This is a genomic window from Vibrio mediterranei (genome assembly GCF_900088415.1).
GTDB lineage: Bacteria > Pseudomonadota > Gammaproteobacteria > Enterobacterales > Vibrionaceae > Vibrio > Vibrio mediterranei.
In genome coordinates this window covers 180730-198521 of the sequence record NZ_FLLQ01000006.1, presented here as the reverse complement: position 1 = coordinate 198521, position 17792 = coordinate 180730, and the positions used below count along the sequence as shown (strand labels likewise).

General features: G+C 40.1%; 24 protein-coding genes and 1 pseudogene. 2 read left to right on the top strand and 23 right to left on the bottom strand.

All coding sequences use genetic code 11. The annotated features are described in order from the left end of the window. Window positions 1-155: 155 nt before the first annotated feature. The 13 genes and pseudogenes from VME0621_RS17900 to VME0621_RS17845 form a co-directional block, all read right to left on the bottom strand. The gene (locus VME0621_RS17900) at window positions 156-608 is read right to left on the bottom strand and encodes a DUF3291 domain-containing protein (protein ID WP_038228483.1); all 453 of its coding nucleotides are present in this window, start codon (window positions 606-608) and stop codon (window positions 156-158) included. Window positions 609-676: 68 nt separating this feature from the next. Then, window positions 677-922: a Rho-binding antiterminator gene (locus VME0621_RS17895; RefSeq protein WP_062460225.1), complete on the bottom strand. Its 246-nt coding sequence runs from the start codon at window positions 920-922 to the stop codon at window positions 677-679. Window positions 923-986: 64 nt separating this feature from the next. Next, on the bottom strand, window positions 987-1463 hold the full coding sequence (locus VME0621_RS17890; RefSeq protein ID WP_062460223.1) for a GNAT family N-acetyltransferase: 477 nt from the start codon (window positions 1461-1463) through the stop codon (window positions 987-989). 39 nt (window positions 1464-1502) lie between these two features. Beyond that, entirely contained in the window at window positions 1503-1976 is a 474-nt protein-coding gene (locus tag VME0621_RS17885) for a GNAT family N-acetyltransferase (RefSeq protein ID WP_062460221.1), read from the bottom strand. 71 nt (window positions 1977-2047) lie between these two features. Beyond that, window positions 2048-2413, bottom strand: coding sequence for a hypothetical protein (locus VME0621_RS17880; protein WP_062460218.1), 366 nt, complete (start codon window positions 2411-2413; stop codon window positions 2048-2050). Between the two features lie 213 nt (window positions 2414-2626). Continuing rightward, window positions 2627-3022, bottom strand: coding sequence for a GFA family protein (locus VME0621_RS17875; RefSeq protein WP_062460216.1), 396 nt, complete (start codon window positions 3020-3022; stop codon window positions 2627-2629). Window positions 3023-3143: 121 nt separating this feature from the next. Beyond that, window positions 3144-4088, bottom strand: coding sequence for an RDD family protein (locus VME0621_RS17870; RefSeq protein ID WP_062460214.1), 945 nt, complete (start codon window positions 4086-4088; stop codon window positions 3144-3146). Between the two features lie 77 nt (window positions 4089-4165). Then, on the bottom strand, window positions 4166-4300 hold the full coding sequence (locus VME0621_RS27010) for a hypothetical protein (protein ID WP_096444504.1): 135 nt from the start codon (window positions 4298-4300) through the stop codon (window positions 4166-4168). A 209-nt stretch (window positions 4301-4509) separates the two neighbouring features. Then, complete coding sequence (locus VME0621_RS17865; RefSeq protein ID WP_062460212.1) at window positions 4510-4965, bottom strand: GNAT family N-acetyltransferase; 456 nt, start codon at window positions 4963-4965, stop codon at window positions 4510-4512. 151 nt (window positions 4966-5116) lie between these two features. Beyond that, window positions 5117-5584 carry a hypothetical protein gene (locus tag VME0621_RS17860; protein ID WP_062460211.1) on the bottom strand — a complete coding sequence of 156 codons (468 nt, stop codon included), beginning with the start codon at window positions 5582-5584 and terminating at the stop codon, window positions 5117-5119. Between the two features lie 151 nt (window positions 5585-5735). Continuing rightward, a complete protein-coding gene (locus VME0621_RS17855) occupies window positions 5736-6023 on the bottom strand; it encodes a hypothetical protein (RefSeq protein WP_062460209.1) in 288 nt (95 codons plus the stop codon). 567 nt (window positions 6024-6590) lie between these two features. Beyond that, window positions 6591-7100: an RDD family protein gene (locus VME0621_RS17850; protein ID WP_062460207.1), complete on the bottom strand. Its 510-nt coding sequence runs from the start codon at window positions 7098-7100 to the stop codon at window positions 6591-6593. 625 nt (window positions 7101-7725) lie between these two features. Continuing rightward, a pseudogene (locus tag VME0621_RS17845) lies at window positions 7726-8096 on the bottom strand (nuclear transport factor 2 family protein). 232 nt (window positions 8097-8328) lie between these two features. Here VME0621_RS17845 and VME0621_RS26680 point away from each other — a divergent pair. Then, window positions 8329-8505: a DUF6435 family protein gene (locus VME0621_RS26680; protein ID WP_106009065.1), complete on the top strand. Its 177-nt coding sequence runs from the start codon at window positions 8329-8331 to the stop codon at window positions 8503-8505. An 84-nt stretch (window positions 8506-8589) separates the two neighbouring features. Here the strand turns inward: VME0621_RS26680 and VME0621_RS17840 are convergent, their stop codons facing one another. From VME0621_RS17840 to VME0621_RS17800, 9 genes are all read right to left on the bottom strand, one after another. Beyond that, entirely contained in the window at window positions 8590-9126 is a 537-nt protein-coding gene (locus tag VME0621_RS17840) for an AAA family ATPase (protein WP_062460271.1), read from the bottom strand. A gap of 115 nt (window positions 9127-9241) precedes the next feature. Then, window positions 9242-9691 carry a GNAT family N-acetyltransferase gene (locus VME0621_RS17835; protein ID WP_062460205.1) on the bottom strand — a complete coding sequence of 150 codons (450 nt, stop codon included), beginning with the start codon at window positions 9689-9691 and terminating at the stop codon, window positions 9242-9244. Window positions 9692-9824: 133 nt separating this feature from the next. Beyond that, window positions 9825-10811 (bottom strand): hypothetical protein, encoded by a 987-nt coding sequence (locus VME0621_RS17830; protein ID WP_062460203.1) that lies wholly within the window; start codon window positions 10809-10811, stop codon window positions 9825-9827. Window positions 10812-10942: 131 nt separating this feature from the next. Continuing rightward, a complete protein-coding gene (locus VME0621_RS17825) occupies window positions 10943-12058 on the bottom strand; it encodes a DUF4365 domain-containing protein (RefSeq protein WP_062460201.1) in 1116 nt (371 codons plus the stop codon). After that, window positions 12051-13325: a hypothetical protein gene (locus tag VME0621_RS17820; protein ID WP_062460198.1), complete on the bottom strand. Its 1275-nt coding sequence runs from the start codon at window positions 13323-13325 to the stop codon at window positions 12051-12053. Before VME0621_RS17820 ends, VME0621_RS17825 begins: the two co-directional genes overlap by 8 nt. 154 nt (window positions 13326-13479) lie before the next feature. Next, complete coding sequence (locus tag VME0621_RS17815; protein ID WP_062460196.1) at window positions 13480-13926, bottom strand: GNAT family N-acetyltransferase; 447 nt, start codon at window positions 13924-13926, stop codon at window positions 13480-13482. A 112-nt stretch (window positions 13927-14038) separates the two neighbouring features. Then, the gene (locus VME0621_RS17810) at window positions 14039-14494 is read right to left on the bottom strand and encodes a GNAT family N-acetyltransferase (protein WP_062460195.1); all 456 of its coding nucleotides are present in this window, start codon (window positions 14492-14494) and stop codon (window positions 14039-14041) included. A 146-nt stretch (window positions 14495-14640) separates the two neighbouring features. Beyond that, complete coding sequence (locus VME0621_RS17805; RefSeq protein ID WP_062460193.1) at window positions 14641-15279, bottom strand: HAD family hydrolase; 639 nt, start codon at window positions 15277-15279, stop codon at window positions 14641-14643. 152 nt (window positions 15280-15431) lie between these two features. Then, complete coding sequence (locus tag VME0621_RS17800; RefSeq protein ID WP_062460192.1) at window positions 15432-16085, bottom strand: hypothetical protein; 654 nt, start codon at window positions 16083-16085, stop codon at window positions 15432-15434. Window positions 16086-16383: 298 nt separating this feature from the next. On the opposite strand from VME0621_RS17800, the gene VME0621_RS17795 reads away from it, so the two are divergent. Continuing rightward, window positions 16384-17349, top strand: coding sequence for an integron integrase (locus VME0621_RS17795; RefSeq protein WP_082795531.1), 966 nt, complete (start codon window positions 16384-16386; stop codon window positions 17347-17349). Between the two features lie 51 nt (window positions 17350-17400). Here VME0621_RS17795 and rplT read toward each other — a convergent pair whose 3' ends face one another. Then, complete coding sequence (rplT, locus tag VME0621_RS17790) at window positions 17401-17754, bottom strand: 50S ribosomal protein L20 (protein ID WP_004401084.1); 354 nt, start codon at window positions 17752-17754, stop codon at window positions 17401-17403. Window positions 17755-17792 lie beyond the last annotated feature (38 nt).

Here is a 17792-nt window from a genome sequence, read left to right as displayed (position 1 = left end):
GATTGCTGGCTAGTATTGCGACTAGATTCACGCCAGCATATTTAGGTTGAGTCCTAGTGACCAACTCTATTGAAGACCCTGCTCACACGAAAAGTACTAGACCAAGTCACCTCCATTAGCGTATCCAGTACAGTGTTGCTACCACTTTTGGATTATTACTTAGCCTTAATATCGAGCGGCGTATAATTAGTCTTGAACGTAAACGCGTAGGGACTATCACCATTCGCTCTTAGATACGCTAATCGTTCCAAAGCTTCTTCTGTTGATGGAATGTGGTGGTCTTCAATCCACCATAACACGTAGGTATCCTCAGCAAGTCGGTGAAACCATTCACCTTTGCGGCGCATAAAATCTCTATGGTGTGTTCTAAACATAAAGTTTTTAAGCGAATCTACCGATTCCCAAACAGACATGTTTACTATCATGTTGGGGTCATCGAAGAGTTGTATACTGGTTGCATCACCGCTGTCATCTTTTAGACGCCAAATAAAGCCTTCACTTTCTTCTGCAATGCCATTGACCAAGTCTAAGTTATCAACGAACTCCTTAATCTCAGGAGCATCGAGCGGATATTTTGCTAATGCGATATTTAGTTGTGCCAGTTTCATAAATTCCTTTCCTTGGAATGCTTATGGTTAATAGCTAACACCATTCTTTTCCCATTGATGTTCACACATCATTTAAAGACGACTTCAGAAAAATGTGGGTTCTCTACCAATACCTCTAACTTATTGATTTCATCTAATATAACAAGAACATCTGTTTCCTTAACATTTAGCTTCAGACATTCATTGTTACTCTCGTCTCGCGCTGTATCCAGTGCGATACCTTCTAGTAGCAGACCCACTTTCATCGTTAATTTAACCGGATAACGATACATACACGCTATTTCAATATAATCGTAGTCACTGCAACTTATCATTCGTTAACCTCATAACTGCTGACCCATTAAATAACCCTTGGTATCTATTTCTAAAAGTCGATTTTTATAGCCGCTTCTCCATTCGAAGCAGGTCCCAAACCACCCCATCATAGGACCTTGTCCCTGTTTCACGAGAAGTGACGTTAAAGCCTAACGCTTCATAGCAACGTCTCGCAACTCGATTGTGCTCAAAAACTGCGAGTGACAACTGCGTCGCAAAGTATCGCGTTCGAGATAATTCAATTAACTGCGTTAGCATGATTTTAGAGATCCCCTGGCCCCGAAAGTTATTCGACACAAACACACGACAAATACGGAAACTCGACTCAGTGACTTTGAACAATTCAACATAGCCAACACGTTGGCTATCGGTTACAAGAATAAAAGGAAGGACTTCGGGTTTAGCGCAGTGGCTGCTGAGTTGATGGTGGTCTAATGGAAAGGCGAAATTTGGCCCTCCCCATTGATAATTCAGTTTTTCTGAGTCAATCCAGTGGATGAGCGTATCGTAATCTGCTTTGTCGAATACTCTGAGTTTCATGGTTCTCTCACTATTTGGATCTCGCATTAAGCACATTGACTAAAGCACTTTTTCATAGCATTGCTCTCGTTGCATTGCGCCCCATAACTCACGTTCTATTTCCTCAACCTTACTGAATCCATATTTGATATATAGCGATTTTGAGACAGCAAGTCCGGCCACCGTCCATAACACTACCTTGGAGTAGCCCATGTCAAGACAGAAATCCAACGCCTGCTCCATAAGCGCTTTGCCCACTCCTTTCCCTCTTGCAACGGGGTCAACAGAAAACCACCTGAGCTGTGCTTCGAACTCAGAAAGCTCACAAATACAAATTGTCCCGACAAGTTTATTATCAAGCCTGACAAGCCAAATTCTTTCTCGATCATTATTTCGCTTAGCAAACTGCGCTAGTGGTTCGGCAACATAAGCTTCAAATGTCACGTCATATCCATATTCACTCGCGTACAATAGTCCGTGCTGCTTTATAATCTGCCCAATGTCACCAGGCCTCAAGGTATTTGATATTTCCATTATTCTCCATTCCATAAGATGAGATCGACAAACGCGACGAGGCGGTATTAACTACACGGCCCGAGGCAGTGCTATGAACTAAGCTTTAGGAATACGCCCTCTTCCCTTAATTGAGCACGTAAGTCTAGCAACTGAATATTAGCCGATATTACTGATAGCAGATTTCCAAAGGCTATTCCGAGCATAAGACCAGCGGCGTACCCTGCCCAAACCTCTAAGTTCGGCTGATAAAACATATTAACGGCCTGACAAAAGAACATCAGACTGATTAAATAATGACGAAGTTCTCCGCAGTTCACTTTATAAGTATTAGTCGCATAGTCGTAGCTGATTTTGACTTGTGAACTTAAGCCGCCCAACTTGATGTACATTCTAGTTTTGCCACTTTCATAAGAAATATCATTTAACTCCAGCACTTTCTCGATACGTTCTAGCATATTTTATTCCCTTTGAGCTTATTCAGAACCTATCAAGATTATTACTCACCAGGATCATATTCAGGGCGAGAAGGCTATTTCACGAGAGACTTCAAAATCAGAGTTGGTTTCAGTGCTATTTGTTATGAACAAGGCTTGGAGCAGAGGCAACTATAACTATCTAATAGTCTGTAATAGCTGTGTAACCAAATGAACAATGACAGACTGAAAAAACTATCTGTCTGCTGGGTGGTTGACCCCATCATTTGTCACTACATCACCCAGTTCAAACGGGTTAACTCCTTGCAAACATCCGACGTTGTATCCGTATTCAGTTGGGTCGGAACGTCTTTGGTGATGAGTGTAAATGCCACAGTTCGAGCAAAAATAGTGTTTTGCCGTATGCGTATTGAACTGATATAGCTTTAAGTGTTCCTGCCCTTTCAAGATACGAATACCGTCTAGTTTCACTGACGCAACGATCGCTCCACGACGACGGCACATTGAACAATCGCAACGTCGAGGCTTATCTATTCCATTTGGTAGGTGCAACTCAAGCTCAACAGAACCACAATGACATGTAGCTAGATGGTAAGTTTTAATCAGGGTGTCACCGACTAACTTGGTCATTCATTTATCTCCAGTTTGATAAAGCGGTTTTAGGCGACAAGTAATAGCACACTAAAAACGAGGTGAAGTGGAACCTAACAAGCTGTCACGCGCCTTACTTTAAACCCATGTTAAATTTTCATTACTCCAGACCTGTTAATTCTTGTGGGGTAAATTGGTAATTGTGGCTATTCCATTTTGAAGCAATACCAATGTCATAGCCGTAGACAAGGGCTACCTGAATTATGTCTTTACTTAGTGATTCTGGATAAGTCTTAATTATTGCCTGCGCTAATTGCTTTGCAGTTTTGGAATCATCAACATTATCCTTATAAAGAAACGCTTGAGCATTCACATACGTAGTTGTTCTAGTACCTGAATCAGATGAGGTAACCGTACTTGAGCCTGTTGTTACCTCTGCATATCTAACCGATTCATTGCTGTTTATTGCTTCCTGAGTTACTAGCAGACCTTTAAAAGGTTCTGATTCAAATAAACTAGAAGTATATGCTGGCACAAGCGCTGCAACGATGAATAAAACAGCCACTACCCCTAAGTGAGGTTTCCAAAGTGAAGGGAGTTCTTGACGATAGGCCTTTGCATTTACGACGTAAGTACCTACCACAAGGTCATGTAATGATTGTCGAGTTACACGATTAAAAACGTATAAGTAAGAAATCGAAAGTAAGCCACCAAGAGTAATCAAAGATAAGGGGTACATTAAATATGAAAGAGATAATTCGTTTGGAATCTGTGCTCCATTCAGTGAAAATGGAATCGCTAGGAAGCTATACCTTGCAAAGGATTTAGGCAGACTAATTGTTGAATTGGATGAGTCTACAACTCTGATGTTTAGTGCTTTTTTACCAATTGTTTGACCATTTGATACAGAGCTATTCATAACTCCAAAATATGTAATTGAAACGGCAAAACCAATTAACCTACCCCACCCGCCAAGTTGGGCGAAGGTGTCTTCAAGAAACAAACCTATAACAGACCCAAAAACACCTAGTATTAGAGAGTCGATAACCAAGGCCCCGATTCTTCTCCAAAAGCCGCAAATCCATTTCTCTTGCACTTCTTCCAAAATTCAATCCCTAATACAACGTTTGAAAACAATCCAATACATTGTTATGTGTGTTTAATTCCCAAGCTGAGCAAGTATTATTTATTGTTTTCATTACCCTGAAAATACTCTTCGTACTTTCTGGCAACCCACTGATGAATGTGAAATCCAGTTTTGCGAACCAGGTACCAATCTACAGCAGCTAAAATAACCAAACCAATTATCGTTCCCATAGAAAACTCTCCATAAACATCGTGTGTAATTTCATAAAATAGTTAACAACACTGTGAACCTAAACAAGCTATTAGTGTTAGTTCTGGTTTTCCCTAACTTTACATAATACTGACGCATCACGTTCGACTGAGTGGCTGCCAATAGGCGGAACTTGAACCCAAACTGAAGAGCGTTACGAACCTGCCTGAGTTCATTATTCGCAGACTACCTACAACGCGAGCTTAAACCCTTCATGTGTCGCTTTGAATCCAAGTTTTTCATAGAACCTGATTGCGTCAGGGCGCTGCTTGTCACTTGTTAGCTGAACGATTGTACAACCTTTGTTTTTTGCCAGTTCGATAGCATGTGCGAACATTTGCTCACCGAAGCCTTGTCCACGATAGTCGCTATGGATTCGGACTCCTTCGATAAGACAACGCCAACTACCAATATGCGTCAGGTATGGAATAAAGGTAATTTGAAGCATTCCAACTAGAGAGTTTTCCTGTTCAACAACAAGCAATTGGTTGTTTGGATCTCGTACAATAGCTGCGAACGCTTCAAGATAAGCGCTGTTCAACGGAATAGAGGAATCTTCTCTTTGACTACCAAGGGGGTCGTTTGAAAGCAAAGCAACAAGACTTTCTAAGTCTTCAAGAGTAGCTGAACGATATTTTAATCCCATTGAGGGTTCCTTTTTGCTTTTGACTACTAACACCCCTCTAAAAGTAACAGTTTACTACCTCCGCACTCAAGCAAAGCCAACGCCTTCTTTAAACTCAACCAAACCAAAACCGCCGCCCGTTGGCTATCTACTTGAATAATTTATTCTGTTTCTAGTCGTCAACTTTGCTCTTTCTCCAAAGGGAAAGTACAAGCATGAGAGTGAATAGCAGCATAAAAGGCAGGTTAATGAGCGCTCCAGGGGCATCACCGGAAGTTTCTATTGGTTTATGGGCACCTATGTAAAACGCTCTCATTCCGTATTCAATGACACCAAGGAAATACATAAGAGGGATTAGTGCTTTGTATCGTAAACAAACCACTAGATATATAAGCCCTATGATTAATTGAGATAAACCCCAAAGGGCAAATATACCGATTACTGTAGACGCTGCTTCTGAAGAGTAAGTATCAAGGGGAATGGTCGCAATTGACTGCGCCCCACCATCTGTTGCAAACAAGTGATGCTGACTACGCCACAACGTAATAGCAGTCAATATATAGAAAAACCAAAGCGCAACCTTATTGCCAACATAGGTATTGTCGACCTGCTTGGGTAAAAACAATCTAAAATCCAACATGTTACATCCTATGATTAATAAATCGATTGAAGCATAATGTTAAGCTAACGTGCTCGAAACGCTCAACGATAGTCTCTGCATTGCACGTTAGTCACTGAACTTACAGTAAACCGAAAAGTTCACATGTTGAGGGTCACTGCCAAGCACCTTGTTAAGTGTTGTTTTGCTGATTGGTTAAGCTTTGATATCGCTTATCACTCACAAACCACGCGAGGCTATTAAGCGGAATACAAACAACCAAAATCATAGCAACAGTTATTGGTATGCTAGAGAAGAACTCTACCCACTGACTTTGGTTAGTAAAGAGTGCAACACCTATTAACTTACCAGCAAATAGTCCTCCACCAATCATAAAGGTTTGAATCATAATGTAGTGGATAAACCCTTTGCTTCGCTTTTCTTTCCAGCACTTTAACCATTTCATTTGTGACTCAGTCATACTCGCCCCTCAACTTAAGGCAGTTACCTCAAGCTTATAGTCAAATAATCTAAGAACTACAACTCTGGCGCATTTTTTGAGTTGTATCCAAATCTAGAGGAAATATATAGCAACTTACTAACAGGTGACAATGCTATACCACCACACTTAAAATTTGTGCCCTAAACACTGAAGCAAAATGAAACGAAAGTGGCCAAGCATTAGGAGTCCAGTTAAGCGACTTGTTGTGCTAACGTTCGGCTAACCTTTACATTGGCGAGCCTAACTATCCTTCGAATTGACTGCATTTGTATCTCGCTTATGATCAGGCAAATGTAGCCAGCGATAATCTAAGGAACGCCAACAGTCACTAGCCCCTAGCTATATACATCAAGGTATTTCAGCTCAAGTAACCCTATATACAATGAAGATAAGATACTTGATAAGAGTCCCGTATTAATGACTAGCATTAAGACGGTGTTGTTAGTAAAAACATAGCTGTTTGAGTAGTAACTTTTCCTAATCCCAGCCGTTCCTGACAGACTACCTAGTTTAACTTGTAGCATGGAGTCACTGTTGAAGTGTTTGTTAGGTTTGTCTCACCACAACCGAGCCAGCTATATAGTCATGTACCGCTCGTCTTTTTTCATTGAATAGCATTGATACACTCTCCAAAACTACCCAGCTAATCATAATTAAGCTCACAATGGTTAATACTGAATCTTGATCCAAGCTCTGCCAAGTCTTTCCAAAAAATGCCAACTGAGCATAAGCATATACAGTGAAGGGAACCATTATGATTGGAACAATATCACGTATACACGACTGCTTAACGGTTATATTACGACTTTCTGATACATCAACGACCTTAACCTTCATCACCATTTTACCAATGGTTTGTCCGTATTTTGCATGCAGAATAACGTAATATGAAATACCTAATATCGCACCTCCGACACCCCAAAGGAAAACCCCCACCGAACCAATAGCACCAGATAATATATATTCATCAATCCATTGCAGTGGTAAGAAAACTAGCCCGTCGATAATAACGGCGAAGAAGCGCCTCCAAAAGTTTGAGTATTTATTGGCGTACATAATAAGCCCCTGAATATATAGCAGTTATATGAAGCTAAAATGTACACCACTCCGCAAGCATTAAAGTACGGTAAAGGGTGTTTTGCGAGGCACGATAAGAAACAAGGTCTACCAATAATTGTTTTGGTTCAAAAAGCCAACGTCATGATCAGTTGCGGTTAACACCACCAAACCCAAACAAAGCCACCGTAATCACATAAGCTCAAGTTGACGCCAAAAGTGCCAAGCGTCGCAAATCATGTTTGAACGGTTTGTTATAACTACACCTTTCTGATTGGCTGACATATATAAAACAAGAAACTACACACCAAGGCTATCCCTGATGCACTTAACGCATTAAATTCACAATAATTTATTAAAAAGGACGTCCCAAAAGCCGCCACAAAAAAAGTTCCAAAATAATACAACTTGAACGGTAACAACTTCTGCGAACACTTTTTGCAAATTACTGGCTTATCAGGGGTGAAGTTGAGCTTATCCCTTACAGTCAATGGCGCTGAGCAATTTGGACACTTGAACATGTCTGTTCCTAGCTTGTTAGTATCTATAGAACAAACTAGGCATAGTGACCCTCCCTTGCAAAGCTGAAAAAATATAATTCGAGGGAGATCATGCTGCCAAGTTGCTATAACGCCTTCTCTATCTCCAGTGCGTCACAGGGCGTACCTTGATGATATTTAAGCTGCCAAAACTCTCCGACAAGAACCCAAATGGAGCTGCGCTTTGTGAAGTTGCTAACTTGGCCACTGTCATCGATTAATGCGGTTTCATAGGTCAACAGTTGAACCGTTGGTTCTAATGCGACACATTCATAGTTCTGGGAGTGTACCTGCACGTTTGATGGTTTCTCCGCTTCCATCACGCGAACAATTGATTTGAAGTCGTAGCTATTACCTGATCTTTAAAGTCTGGATGGATAAGTCGCTCAATTTCTACTTTATCTTGTCTGACTTCGAATTGGTGCAACGCAATTTCTTGTTCGATTATTACTTCCATTTATTCTCCGAAATCGATAAGGCAACTGACGTCCAATTAAGAGGTGAACAGCGTATCCACCCAAACTTAAAGTATTGTGCCATAAGCACTAAATTTGAAGTAGAAGCAAGAATGCCAAGCGTTGTGAATCACTCTTAAATTGCTTGTTAGGTTTGTAGCCTAAAGTTACCTTCGAATGAACTATATTACTCTCTCTGCGTAACAAACAATTCGACAACTAGCGGAGCCCTTTATGTTTTCTTTTCTAAAAAGCAACCCAACCAAAAAACTAAAAAAGCGTCACTCAATGCTTCTTGAACAAGCTATGCAAGCTCAAAGAAAAGGTGACATACGAACTTACTCTCGGCTAACGGCTGAAGCAGAAGAGGTTTTCAAGCAAATTCAAGATATTAGCCTTTCGAAAACCTAACGCTCTGTTAAGTAGCCAAAAACCTTGGCATATACTTCGCCACAGCGAAAGTGCCGAGCATTTTTGCTCTGCTTGAACCGCTTGTTAGCCGTCGCTCAATTTATTAACGATGAACTGTGCCCTTTCTTTAACTGATGCTTTTGGAACTTCAATTAAGTCATAGCCAAACTTTGTATAAGCGCTCACCATTTCATGATATGTCGCAACCGCCTCATTAAAATCTTGCTTTCGCTCAGCATCATTTTCATAGATTTCTTCCCAAGGAGGAAAAATGAAAACTTTACGGCAATAATCTAATTCACCACATTTAGCTAACAAGAGTTCCGAAATAGGTATGCACTCAAGTTTACTGTACCCATAAGAGTCGATAATACTTCGATCGTAAAGCGTAGTTTCAGTATCACCAAAATTCTCGTAATTGTTGATTTCTTCAAGAACCATTTCGTCTCGGAATGCAGTCTTATCCAACCAAGGTAATGCACTACCTTGCGACTTTACTTGGGCTTGAATAACTTTACGCCCAACTTCTGGTGCACTTTGATAACCCATCTGACACAACAGTTCGATAACTGAGGTCTTACCTGACCCAGGTCCACCTGTAAAAATAACTCGATTGTTCAAATAAAGCTCCATAGACGGTTAACGCTTTACTAAACGGCGCTTACGACTAACTTACCAAACGCACATAACTTCAAACCAAAAGTGGCCAACGTAAAGCGTCCGTTTGAGTAATTTGTTATATGGTTAACGCCTTACCTAAACATATCGATCTATCTTTATGCACGTACTTTCCGTATGCCTCGATCTCGCTGTAACCATGCCGTTTATAAAAATTGATTGCTAATTCGTTTACTCTACGCGTTGATAAAACCGCACGCTCATAACCTTTTTGGCGAGCATATGATTCAAGCTGTGAAATCAGGTAGCCACCCGCTCCTTTTACTTTGGAAAACATACGCTTTAGCTCACATGAGCTATCTTGATGTTTCCTGAATACTCCACAAGCTATCGCTTTACCTTGATCATAAACGACTATGCATCCATCGGTTCTTGAGCAAAACTCGTCACGTACAAACGAACTTTCTCCAGTGTCTGTCGTTATCGTGTCGAGTATGACATTTAGCTCTTCCACTAGAGCTGAAAAATCTTCGCATTTGGGGTCGGTAATTTTGTACTTTAGATGCATTGAACTCTCCAACCATATAACGCCCGATTAAGTAGCCCGAAACGCGCAGTAATAGTTTCTGCATAGCACCGAAAACACTGAAACTACTGCAAACCAAAAGTGCCAAGCGTTGAGGGTCTGCTTAAATTGCTTGTTATATTTTTTTGTCTTTATAACCTTTTTCGAGCTTCTGTCCTAATGAAGTGATCAGCGCACGCTTTGGTTTTAAGTCTCCAGACTTTTTGTCACGTCCATATACGACTGTAATATTGGCTTTATAGTTTCGCTCAGAAGCAATTTGCTCAAGATTCTCGTCTGAGTTAAAGCTAATCGGAATCCTTTTGTTTTCGGAGATCGAAGGAATATGCGCTGCCCAGCCAGTTTTATGACGCTCAAGATCCATGCTAGTAATGTAAACATCGACGTTATTTTGAGGGATAGATACGTCGCCCTCATTGAAATCATAACTTGGAAGAGCCTCCACCAAATCACTATCAAAAGTTACTATTGGTGCATCAGATGCATTAGCACCAGAGAAGAACTTAACTTCAGCTCCCTGTTCTAACTTGGCTGGTGCAATAATTTTTCTTGCTTCTTTAGCAACCTTTGTTTGACCATGCACATCAATTGCATGAGCAATAGCAGACTGAATTGCATCTGGTGTTGTACCGTATGCTTCAGCTCCTATGTTAATAAATATGTTATTGTTTGCTTGGATTGTAGCAGTGCTCTCGTCGCGCCCACCAAGCAACTTTTTCATATGATCAAGAGCCATAGAAGCTCCTGTTACAGCAAGTATTGCTACTAGTACAATCAAGCCGTTTCGAATATTCTTGTTAGTTATTCCTGCATTCATAAGTTTTTCATGAGCCCAGTCGTTTACACCAGTCAAATGGCAGTCTAGTGATTGCTGACTACCAAAAGCTAAACCAATTAGTAAGACCTCCCAAAGGCTACCTTTGCTGACCTCATCAACGTAAACTTTGATGTCTTCGATAACGAGGCTGTCATCAAGATGTTCAAGCACCGTTGGAAGCATTTTTATTAATTCTGAATATCCTTGCAATGATGCGATAACATCATCCAAAGGAATTGGTTCTTTGTTGCTATAGTAAATCTTTTCTTGTGACTCAATATACATTTTTATCCTTAGAGCCTAACCTAGCCAATTAAAAATATAACGCCGCATTAAGGTGTGAGCAACGCTTGGCTATACTTGAGCGAAGCGAAACTGCCAAGCGTTGCGAATCACTCTTAAATGCTTTGTTAGCACTATATTTGTGCACAATAGCTATGAAAAGTTAACCCATGATTTCTTCTTTCCCGCGGGTAGTCATAACCTAGATCACTAATACCGTCATGGTCTCTCGCTGTTGGTATGATGTTTTCATATACCAACCTTAAGTAGGTTGGGTCTTTGTGCAGCCAAAAGTATTGTCCAGAAAAAACTCGGTTTTCATACTTTTGAAGAGCATCGAGATATAGAGGAAACAATACTTCCATTGGTTTTCTCGCAATAAAATTAACCACTTCATCATCATAACCACTGTTCACAGATTGGTTGCACCAATATTGGTAGCTATACCTATATTTTTTCTCCTCATCTGAAAACTTTGAGTTATCAAAATTTTCATGAACTAGTAGGACTTTGCAAACTTCTAAAAAAGTGGCGAAATCATCTTGATTTTCAACTTCAGAACCAATGTCATAGTGAAATACATCAGCATATAAGCTAGCAAATCTCTTCAGGTTTTTTAGCCCCAGTTTATGGTTGTATATCTCATCTAGCAATGAAGGGAATACTGAGTAAGCTTTTGTGAACACCTTAGCAACAGGAACCTGTGACTTAAGACTATTTTGATGTGGTAAAAATTCTATTGTTTTTGTTGAATTACTCCGGTCAATCTTTGAAATAACATCCCAAAACAAAGGTTTTGAGATATAGATATTCTCAGTTTTCAGATCAACTGCGTACGCAACAACATGGCTTTTAAAGCTAAGCTGTGCCCAATAGTTTAGCGTACTTTGTTTAATTCCAGATATTGTGGGTACGGAGTCACTATTACGGATAACAAGATTTTCGGAAGCTTTAACTTGTGCCTTGATATAATTTCCGACTACTCTTCCATCCTCTACAAATTCGATTTCAAAGTCGATACCATAATCATTTTCGGTAACATTACGGAAAATGCCAACATCCCGGAGATGATAAAGAAGAATAGCGTATGAATCAGATTCAGCTTTATGTTGTTTTATTTGATTTGGTAAATCCATAGTATCCTCATATAGTGCTAACGCCGCATTAAGGTGTGAGCGGCGCTTGGCTATACTTGAGCGAAGCGAAACCGCCAAGCGTTGCGAATCACTCTTAAATGCTTTGTTAGGCATCTTTGCTGATACTCCAACCAGCTTGGTCGTTCAACCATTTAGGACTATCAAAGCCTGATACCATGTAAATTTTTTCAATACCGTCACTTAATACATTAGATAGGTTTGCAATCAGCTCTTTGTTTAACAGAGCTTCCATTTTTGATATTGCAACGCCATTTTCTACCTTAACTTTTTTATATTCATGCTTAAAGTGAATCATTTCATTTCTCGTAGAAATGATTTTTGATAGTAATTGAAATGGGTGCTTAGATATATCAAGTTCCTCTGATGGCTCTGAATAGCTAAATACAAGTTTCAGTTTTTCTATTGGCGTAAGTTTCTCTAAAGCTCCCCAATTTGATTTGAAGGTATGGCTTCCGACTTCATTTGCTATAGCTTCAAAACAAGCTGCTGACATAATAATAGCCTGCGATCTTTCTTCATAAATTTTGTCGAGTTGAGATGGATGCTCCCCTCCTGACTCTTGAGTTAACTTTTCTGCCGCTCGAATATGTTTGCGGGCAGCTCTGTAGAACACAGGTGCAATCATACAAACGGTGTATATTTCATTATTTTCGATTTTCATTGTTTCGAAATGAGACAATGATGGAGGTTTATAAGCCACCGTTTTTTTCCGACTTTGAAAATCACTTTCTTTAAGTTTTTCATGTACGGTTAATAGTTTCGAAAAAGCAGATAACCTAAGTTTCCGAAGCTTTTTAACATAAGCCTGTGCGACTTCTGTGTAATCTTCAGTAGGTAAGCTTTGCTTCTTGCGCATTACATCCTGAAACTCATCATGAAGTTTGTCAAAATCACTTAAATCTACATAGTCAGAAACCCACCTTCCATAATGACGACCCTCTACATTTTCAAGTCTTGCCACTTCCCACTGATATAAAACACCATCATCTAAGACTTGAATGTATGAATTGAAACCTTCAATTGGATCAACTACATCGATTGAATTACCCAAAAAAGGAAAGTGATGCTTAGATACCACACCATTTGGGATAATTTCATTTATTTTTCCATCAATAATCGGTTTGGTTATTGGGCTAACCAAACCCATCACCATTCTTGCACTGAAAGTTTTAGGGTCAGTATTTTGAATAAGCTGCCCATAAGAAACAACTTTATACTGTCTTAGAGCGTGTTCTAATTCGAACTGGTCTACCATCTCAAAGTCAAATTTTCCAAATCTTCCTTCTTTATGAGTAAAGTCTCTGCAATCTAAATATTCAATAGAGATGGCTTCTTTCCACCAACTAGGTAAATCTGTCATAATTTCTCCGAATTAGTTCTGATGCCTAACGCCCGCTTAAGTGGTGAGTAACGCGCCACCGAAGCTGAAATTACCACCGTAAACACCAAACCCTAAATTGAAACCAAAATTGCCACGCGTTACGAATCCGCTTGAAGCGCTTGTTATGTGCGTACTAAAGTTGCACGAACAATCTCAGCATGTCTTTGTGTTGGATACCATTTTCATGAATTGGCTCTGGATAATTTAGCAAGAAGTAATCCTTGATGATTGAGTCAACCCGAAAACCAAGACGTTGATAATAAGTTAGTTGGTAACCAAAAGTGCCTGTACACAATTCAACACGAGTGATTCCCTTTCCTGATAACCGAGACAGGACAGACTTTAATAATTGAGAGCCTAAACCCTGACCTTGTAACTTTGGGTATACAGAGACATTGAATATTTCAGCAAGGCTTTGGGTTTCGGGCTTCACTATACACGCCGCCAAAATACGTCCGTTATCTACCGCCGCGAAACACCATGAATCGGATAAATATGATGAAATACTAACCTCAGACGGATCAGCTTCGAGCAGCAAATCTAGTGGAATTTCGCTACTTTTGACTTCGACAAATTGCACTTTTCCTCCAAGCACATAACGCTTTACTAAACGGCGCTTACGACTAACTTACCACACGCACATAACTTCTAACCAAAAGCGCCAAGCGTATGGCGTCCGTTTGAGTAACTTGTTATGAGGCGACCCTCCACACCAAAGAAACAAAATTTTCATCGCTGTCCACTACTTCGTATCCGAGACTCTCATAGAAAGATATTGCCCTCAGGTTACGCTTAAAGCTTGAGAGTGTTACTTGCTGCTTCATCTCTGTAATTGCTTGATCATGAACCATTGTCATGACAGTAGCGCCAATTTGCCTACCTTGATAAGAAGCCTCAATGACAAGAAAGTGCACATGGAGCGCGTCATCATAAGGTTTAAAACACAACAAACCAGCACGTTTATTATCAACGTAGAGCCAGTGAAACCAACCAGTCTCATATTCTGTTTTTAGTCGGTGACGTTGAAATTGGTCATCCCAACCAAAGACTGCGTCAACGTGATCAAACAAACCTCTCTTTACCGTAGCAAAAACCTCTTCGAAATCGCTCAGCAAGACAGGTTCTATTTTTATTTCCATAAGCCTCATAACGCCGCGTTAAGTGGTGAACAACGCGACCACCTAACCTAAACCATTATGCCGTAAACACTTAAACTGAATAAAACCGAAAATGCCAAGCGTTGTGAATCCGTCTTAAACGCTTTGTTATAAGCGTGGTGAAGAGTAGTACAGACCTATTTCACGAAACTCAGAGCAGTATCTAAACAGTTAAAGTCTTGAATACGCTGGTAATGATTTACTCTACCACCGACAATCACTACATTAATAGCTAACTCTTTGCACGCTTCTAAGTCCCATTCTGCGTCACCAAAATAGGTAACAGGATAGTTATCAATTTGGTTGATTGCTGATTTTGCCAACTCCATAATTTTGATACGAGAGTAGTGATCATTTGATGACATAATCGCTAGTTTCTCAGTTTCAAAACCAGCTGATTCCAACTTTATCTTAGCTGTTTCTCCCCACCCACCTGTAGCAATAGAAACAACATATTCGTCACTGTCTAACAGATATGACACGAATTTTTTGGCTCCGGATACTTCTTGGGTAGGTGATGTTTTAACCGATTGCTGAACATTACGGATAAAAATAGGCTTAACGAGACTCTCTAATTCAGCTAGAGAATATTTGAGGCCTTGTTGCTCAATAAAGGTTTTTAATATTCCTCTATCTGTGACAAAGGGATAACTACCCCAATCTGTAGATACTTCAAGCCCTGTAGTTTCTCGCACAGCATCAACAAAACACTGTTCATCCATTGCATATGACTGTAGTAGTGTTCCATCAATATCTAGCATTACATGATGTTTCATTTAATTCCCTTTAAGCTTATAACGCTTTGCTAAGGTGCGGCTAACTTCCACGAAACCTGAGCACAGCCACCGTAATCACTAAACTCAACCAAACCAAAAATGCCATAGGTTAGCCGTCACTCTTAAGCAATTTGTTAGGCATCTTAGGTCAATTACAACTCAAATATCGAGACTGAAGCAGTATTATTTAGCCAATTAACACTTTTAATGACCAATTTGTAATTTGACCCCGAATACGAAAAGTCCCATGATGTGCCAGGTTTAGCTCGACTTAATTTAATGCTGTCCACACCTGGAATATTAACAACTCCATAAGCAGTATTATCAGGGTTTATGTCCGAAATACCTACAACGGCTTTAGTTAGAGGGTCAACAAAAGATTCACCTTTTACAAAAGTGCTACTGTATTCGTAAGGTTCCGTAATGACTGCATCACCTTCCTTGTTAGTGTCACTAATCGACGAGTTTTCCTTTTTTATAGATAGTAACTGAGATTCTAACTCAATAATCTTATTTTCCATCGCTGGAATACTCTTAGGCTCTTGATTTAACCAAGCTAAATAGCGTGCATTCTCTTGCCTCAACTGCTTGATCTCACTCTCTAGTATCGAAACCTTAGCCTTGTACTGTGATGTAATCGTCTGTTCATTTTTTATCTGAGAATTTGCGGTTTCGTTCTGAGCTTTGTAATAGTTTATTTTGTTTTCATCTAATATAAATGACGACACACCCCATGTCGTAACAGCAACTAGAATGGTGTGCCCTATAATTGTAGTTGCGGGATGACTCTGAAACCAATTTGACATTTCTACATCTTTAAAGTTATTGAAAACACTAATGATACACTAAAAATGAACATCATAGTCTGGTTGTACGCATTGGATGCCTAACGCTTTATAGACGGATTATTTCCGTACTTCCGCACACGCTACCGCCTTCTAATAACATAGAATCTGACCATGTTAGATCATTAGTGTATGAAAATCAGTTGATTAAGTATTATTAGCTTTGTTGCACATCACAAAATGCGGAAATTTTCCGTATAAGTCCTCAAATCTTACTTAGACTCAAAAACTGTACATAAACACAGTATCGGAGTAAGTTATGAAATCCCCGTTTTTAAACTACATTCGTGACTTTATGCGCGCGAGGCACTATTCGGAAAGGACAATAGACGCCTACCTCTCTTGGATATTTCAGTACATTGTTTATCACGATAAAAAGCATCCAAAGGAAATGGGTACTGCGGAGGTGGAAGATTTTCTTTCCTATTTGATTACAAGTCGTAACTTGGCTATGCGTACTCAGAATCAAGCACTCAACGCGCTAGTGTTTTTATATAAACATATCCTTCATGACCCTATAGACGTCAATATGCGCTTTAAGAAATCTAATAAGAGCAAAAAGCTCCCTACAGTCCTCACAGTAAAGGAAGTGAGTAAAGTGCTTGAAAGTATGCCGCCGAGCTTTTTATTGCCAGCACAACTCATGTATGGCTCTGGACTGCGCCTTATGGAGTGCCTTCGGCTCAGGTATCAAGATATCGACTTTGATTATGGGGCGTTGAGAATATGGCGAGCGAAAGGAAATAAGAATCGAGTAGTGACGTTAGCCAGAGAGCTATTCCCAGCGATACGGCGACAGCAGCAACACGTTGAGAGTATTTGGAGGCAAGATGTTAAGCAGAGTGACTATTCTGGCGTGTGGCTCCCCAATGCATTGGCGACTAAATACCCAAACTCAAACAAAGAGCTCAACTGGCAGTTTCTGTTTCCTTCTGCTCGGTTGTCCATTGATCCTACTTCTGATTTGATTCGTCGACACCATATTAATGAGTCGAGCGTACAAAAAGCTCTGAAATCTGCGGTGAAAAAGACGGGGATAGAAAAGCGGGTTAGCTGTCACACGTTGCGACATTCATTTGCAACTCACTTATTGGAAAGTGGCGCAGATATTAGAACAGTGCAGGAACAATTAGGACATACAGATCTTAAGACGACTCAAATATACACGCACGTCATTAACCGAGGAGCGAGTGGCGTGAAAAGTCCGTTATCTAATATTCTTTAGATACAAAAAAGGAGAGCTTTCGCTCCCCTTTTACATAGACCTAACTGCTAATTAAAGAGCAGCTTTCGCTTTTTCAACTAGAACTGCGAATGCAGCTTTGTCGAATACCGCGATGTCAGCAAGGATCTTACGGTCGATCTCGATAGATGCTTTCTTAAGACCGTTGATGAAACGGCTGTAAGATAGACCATTTTGACGAGATGCAGCGTTGATACGTGCAATCCACAGTTGACGGAATTGACGTTTCTTGTTGCGACGGTCACGGTAAGCGTATTGACCAGCTTTAGTAACTGCTTGGAAAGCTACGCGGTAAACACGTGAACGTGCACCGTAGTAACCTTTAGCTTGTTTTAGAACTTTCTTATGACGTGCACGAGCTTGTACACCACGTTTTACGCGAGGCATTATGTCTCTCCTAAACTAAACGATTGATAAACTAAAAA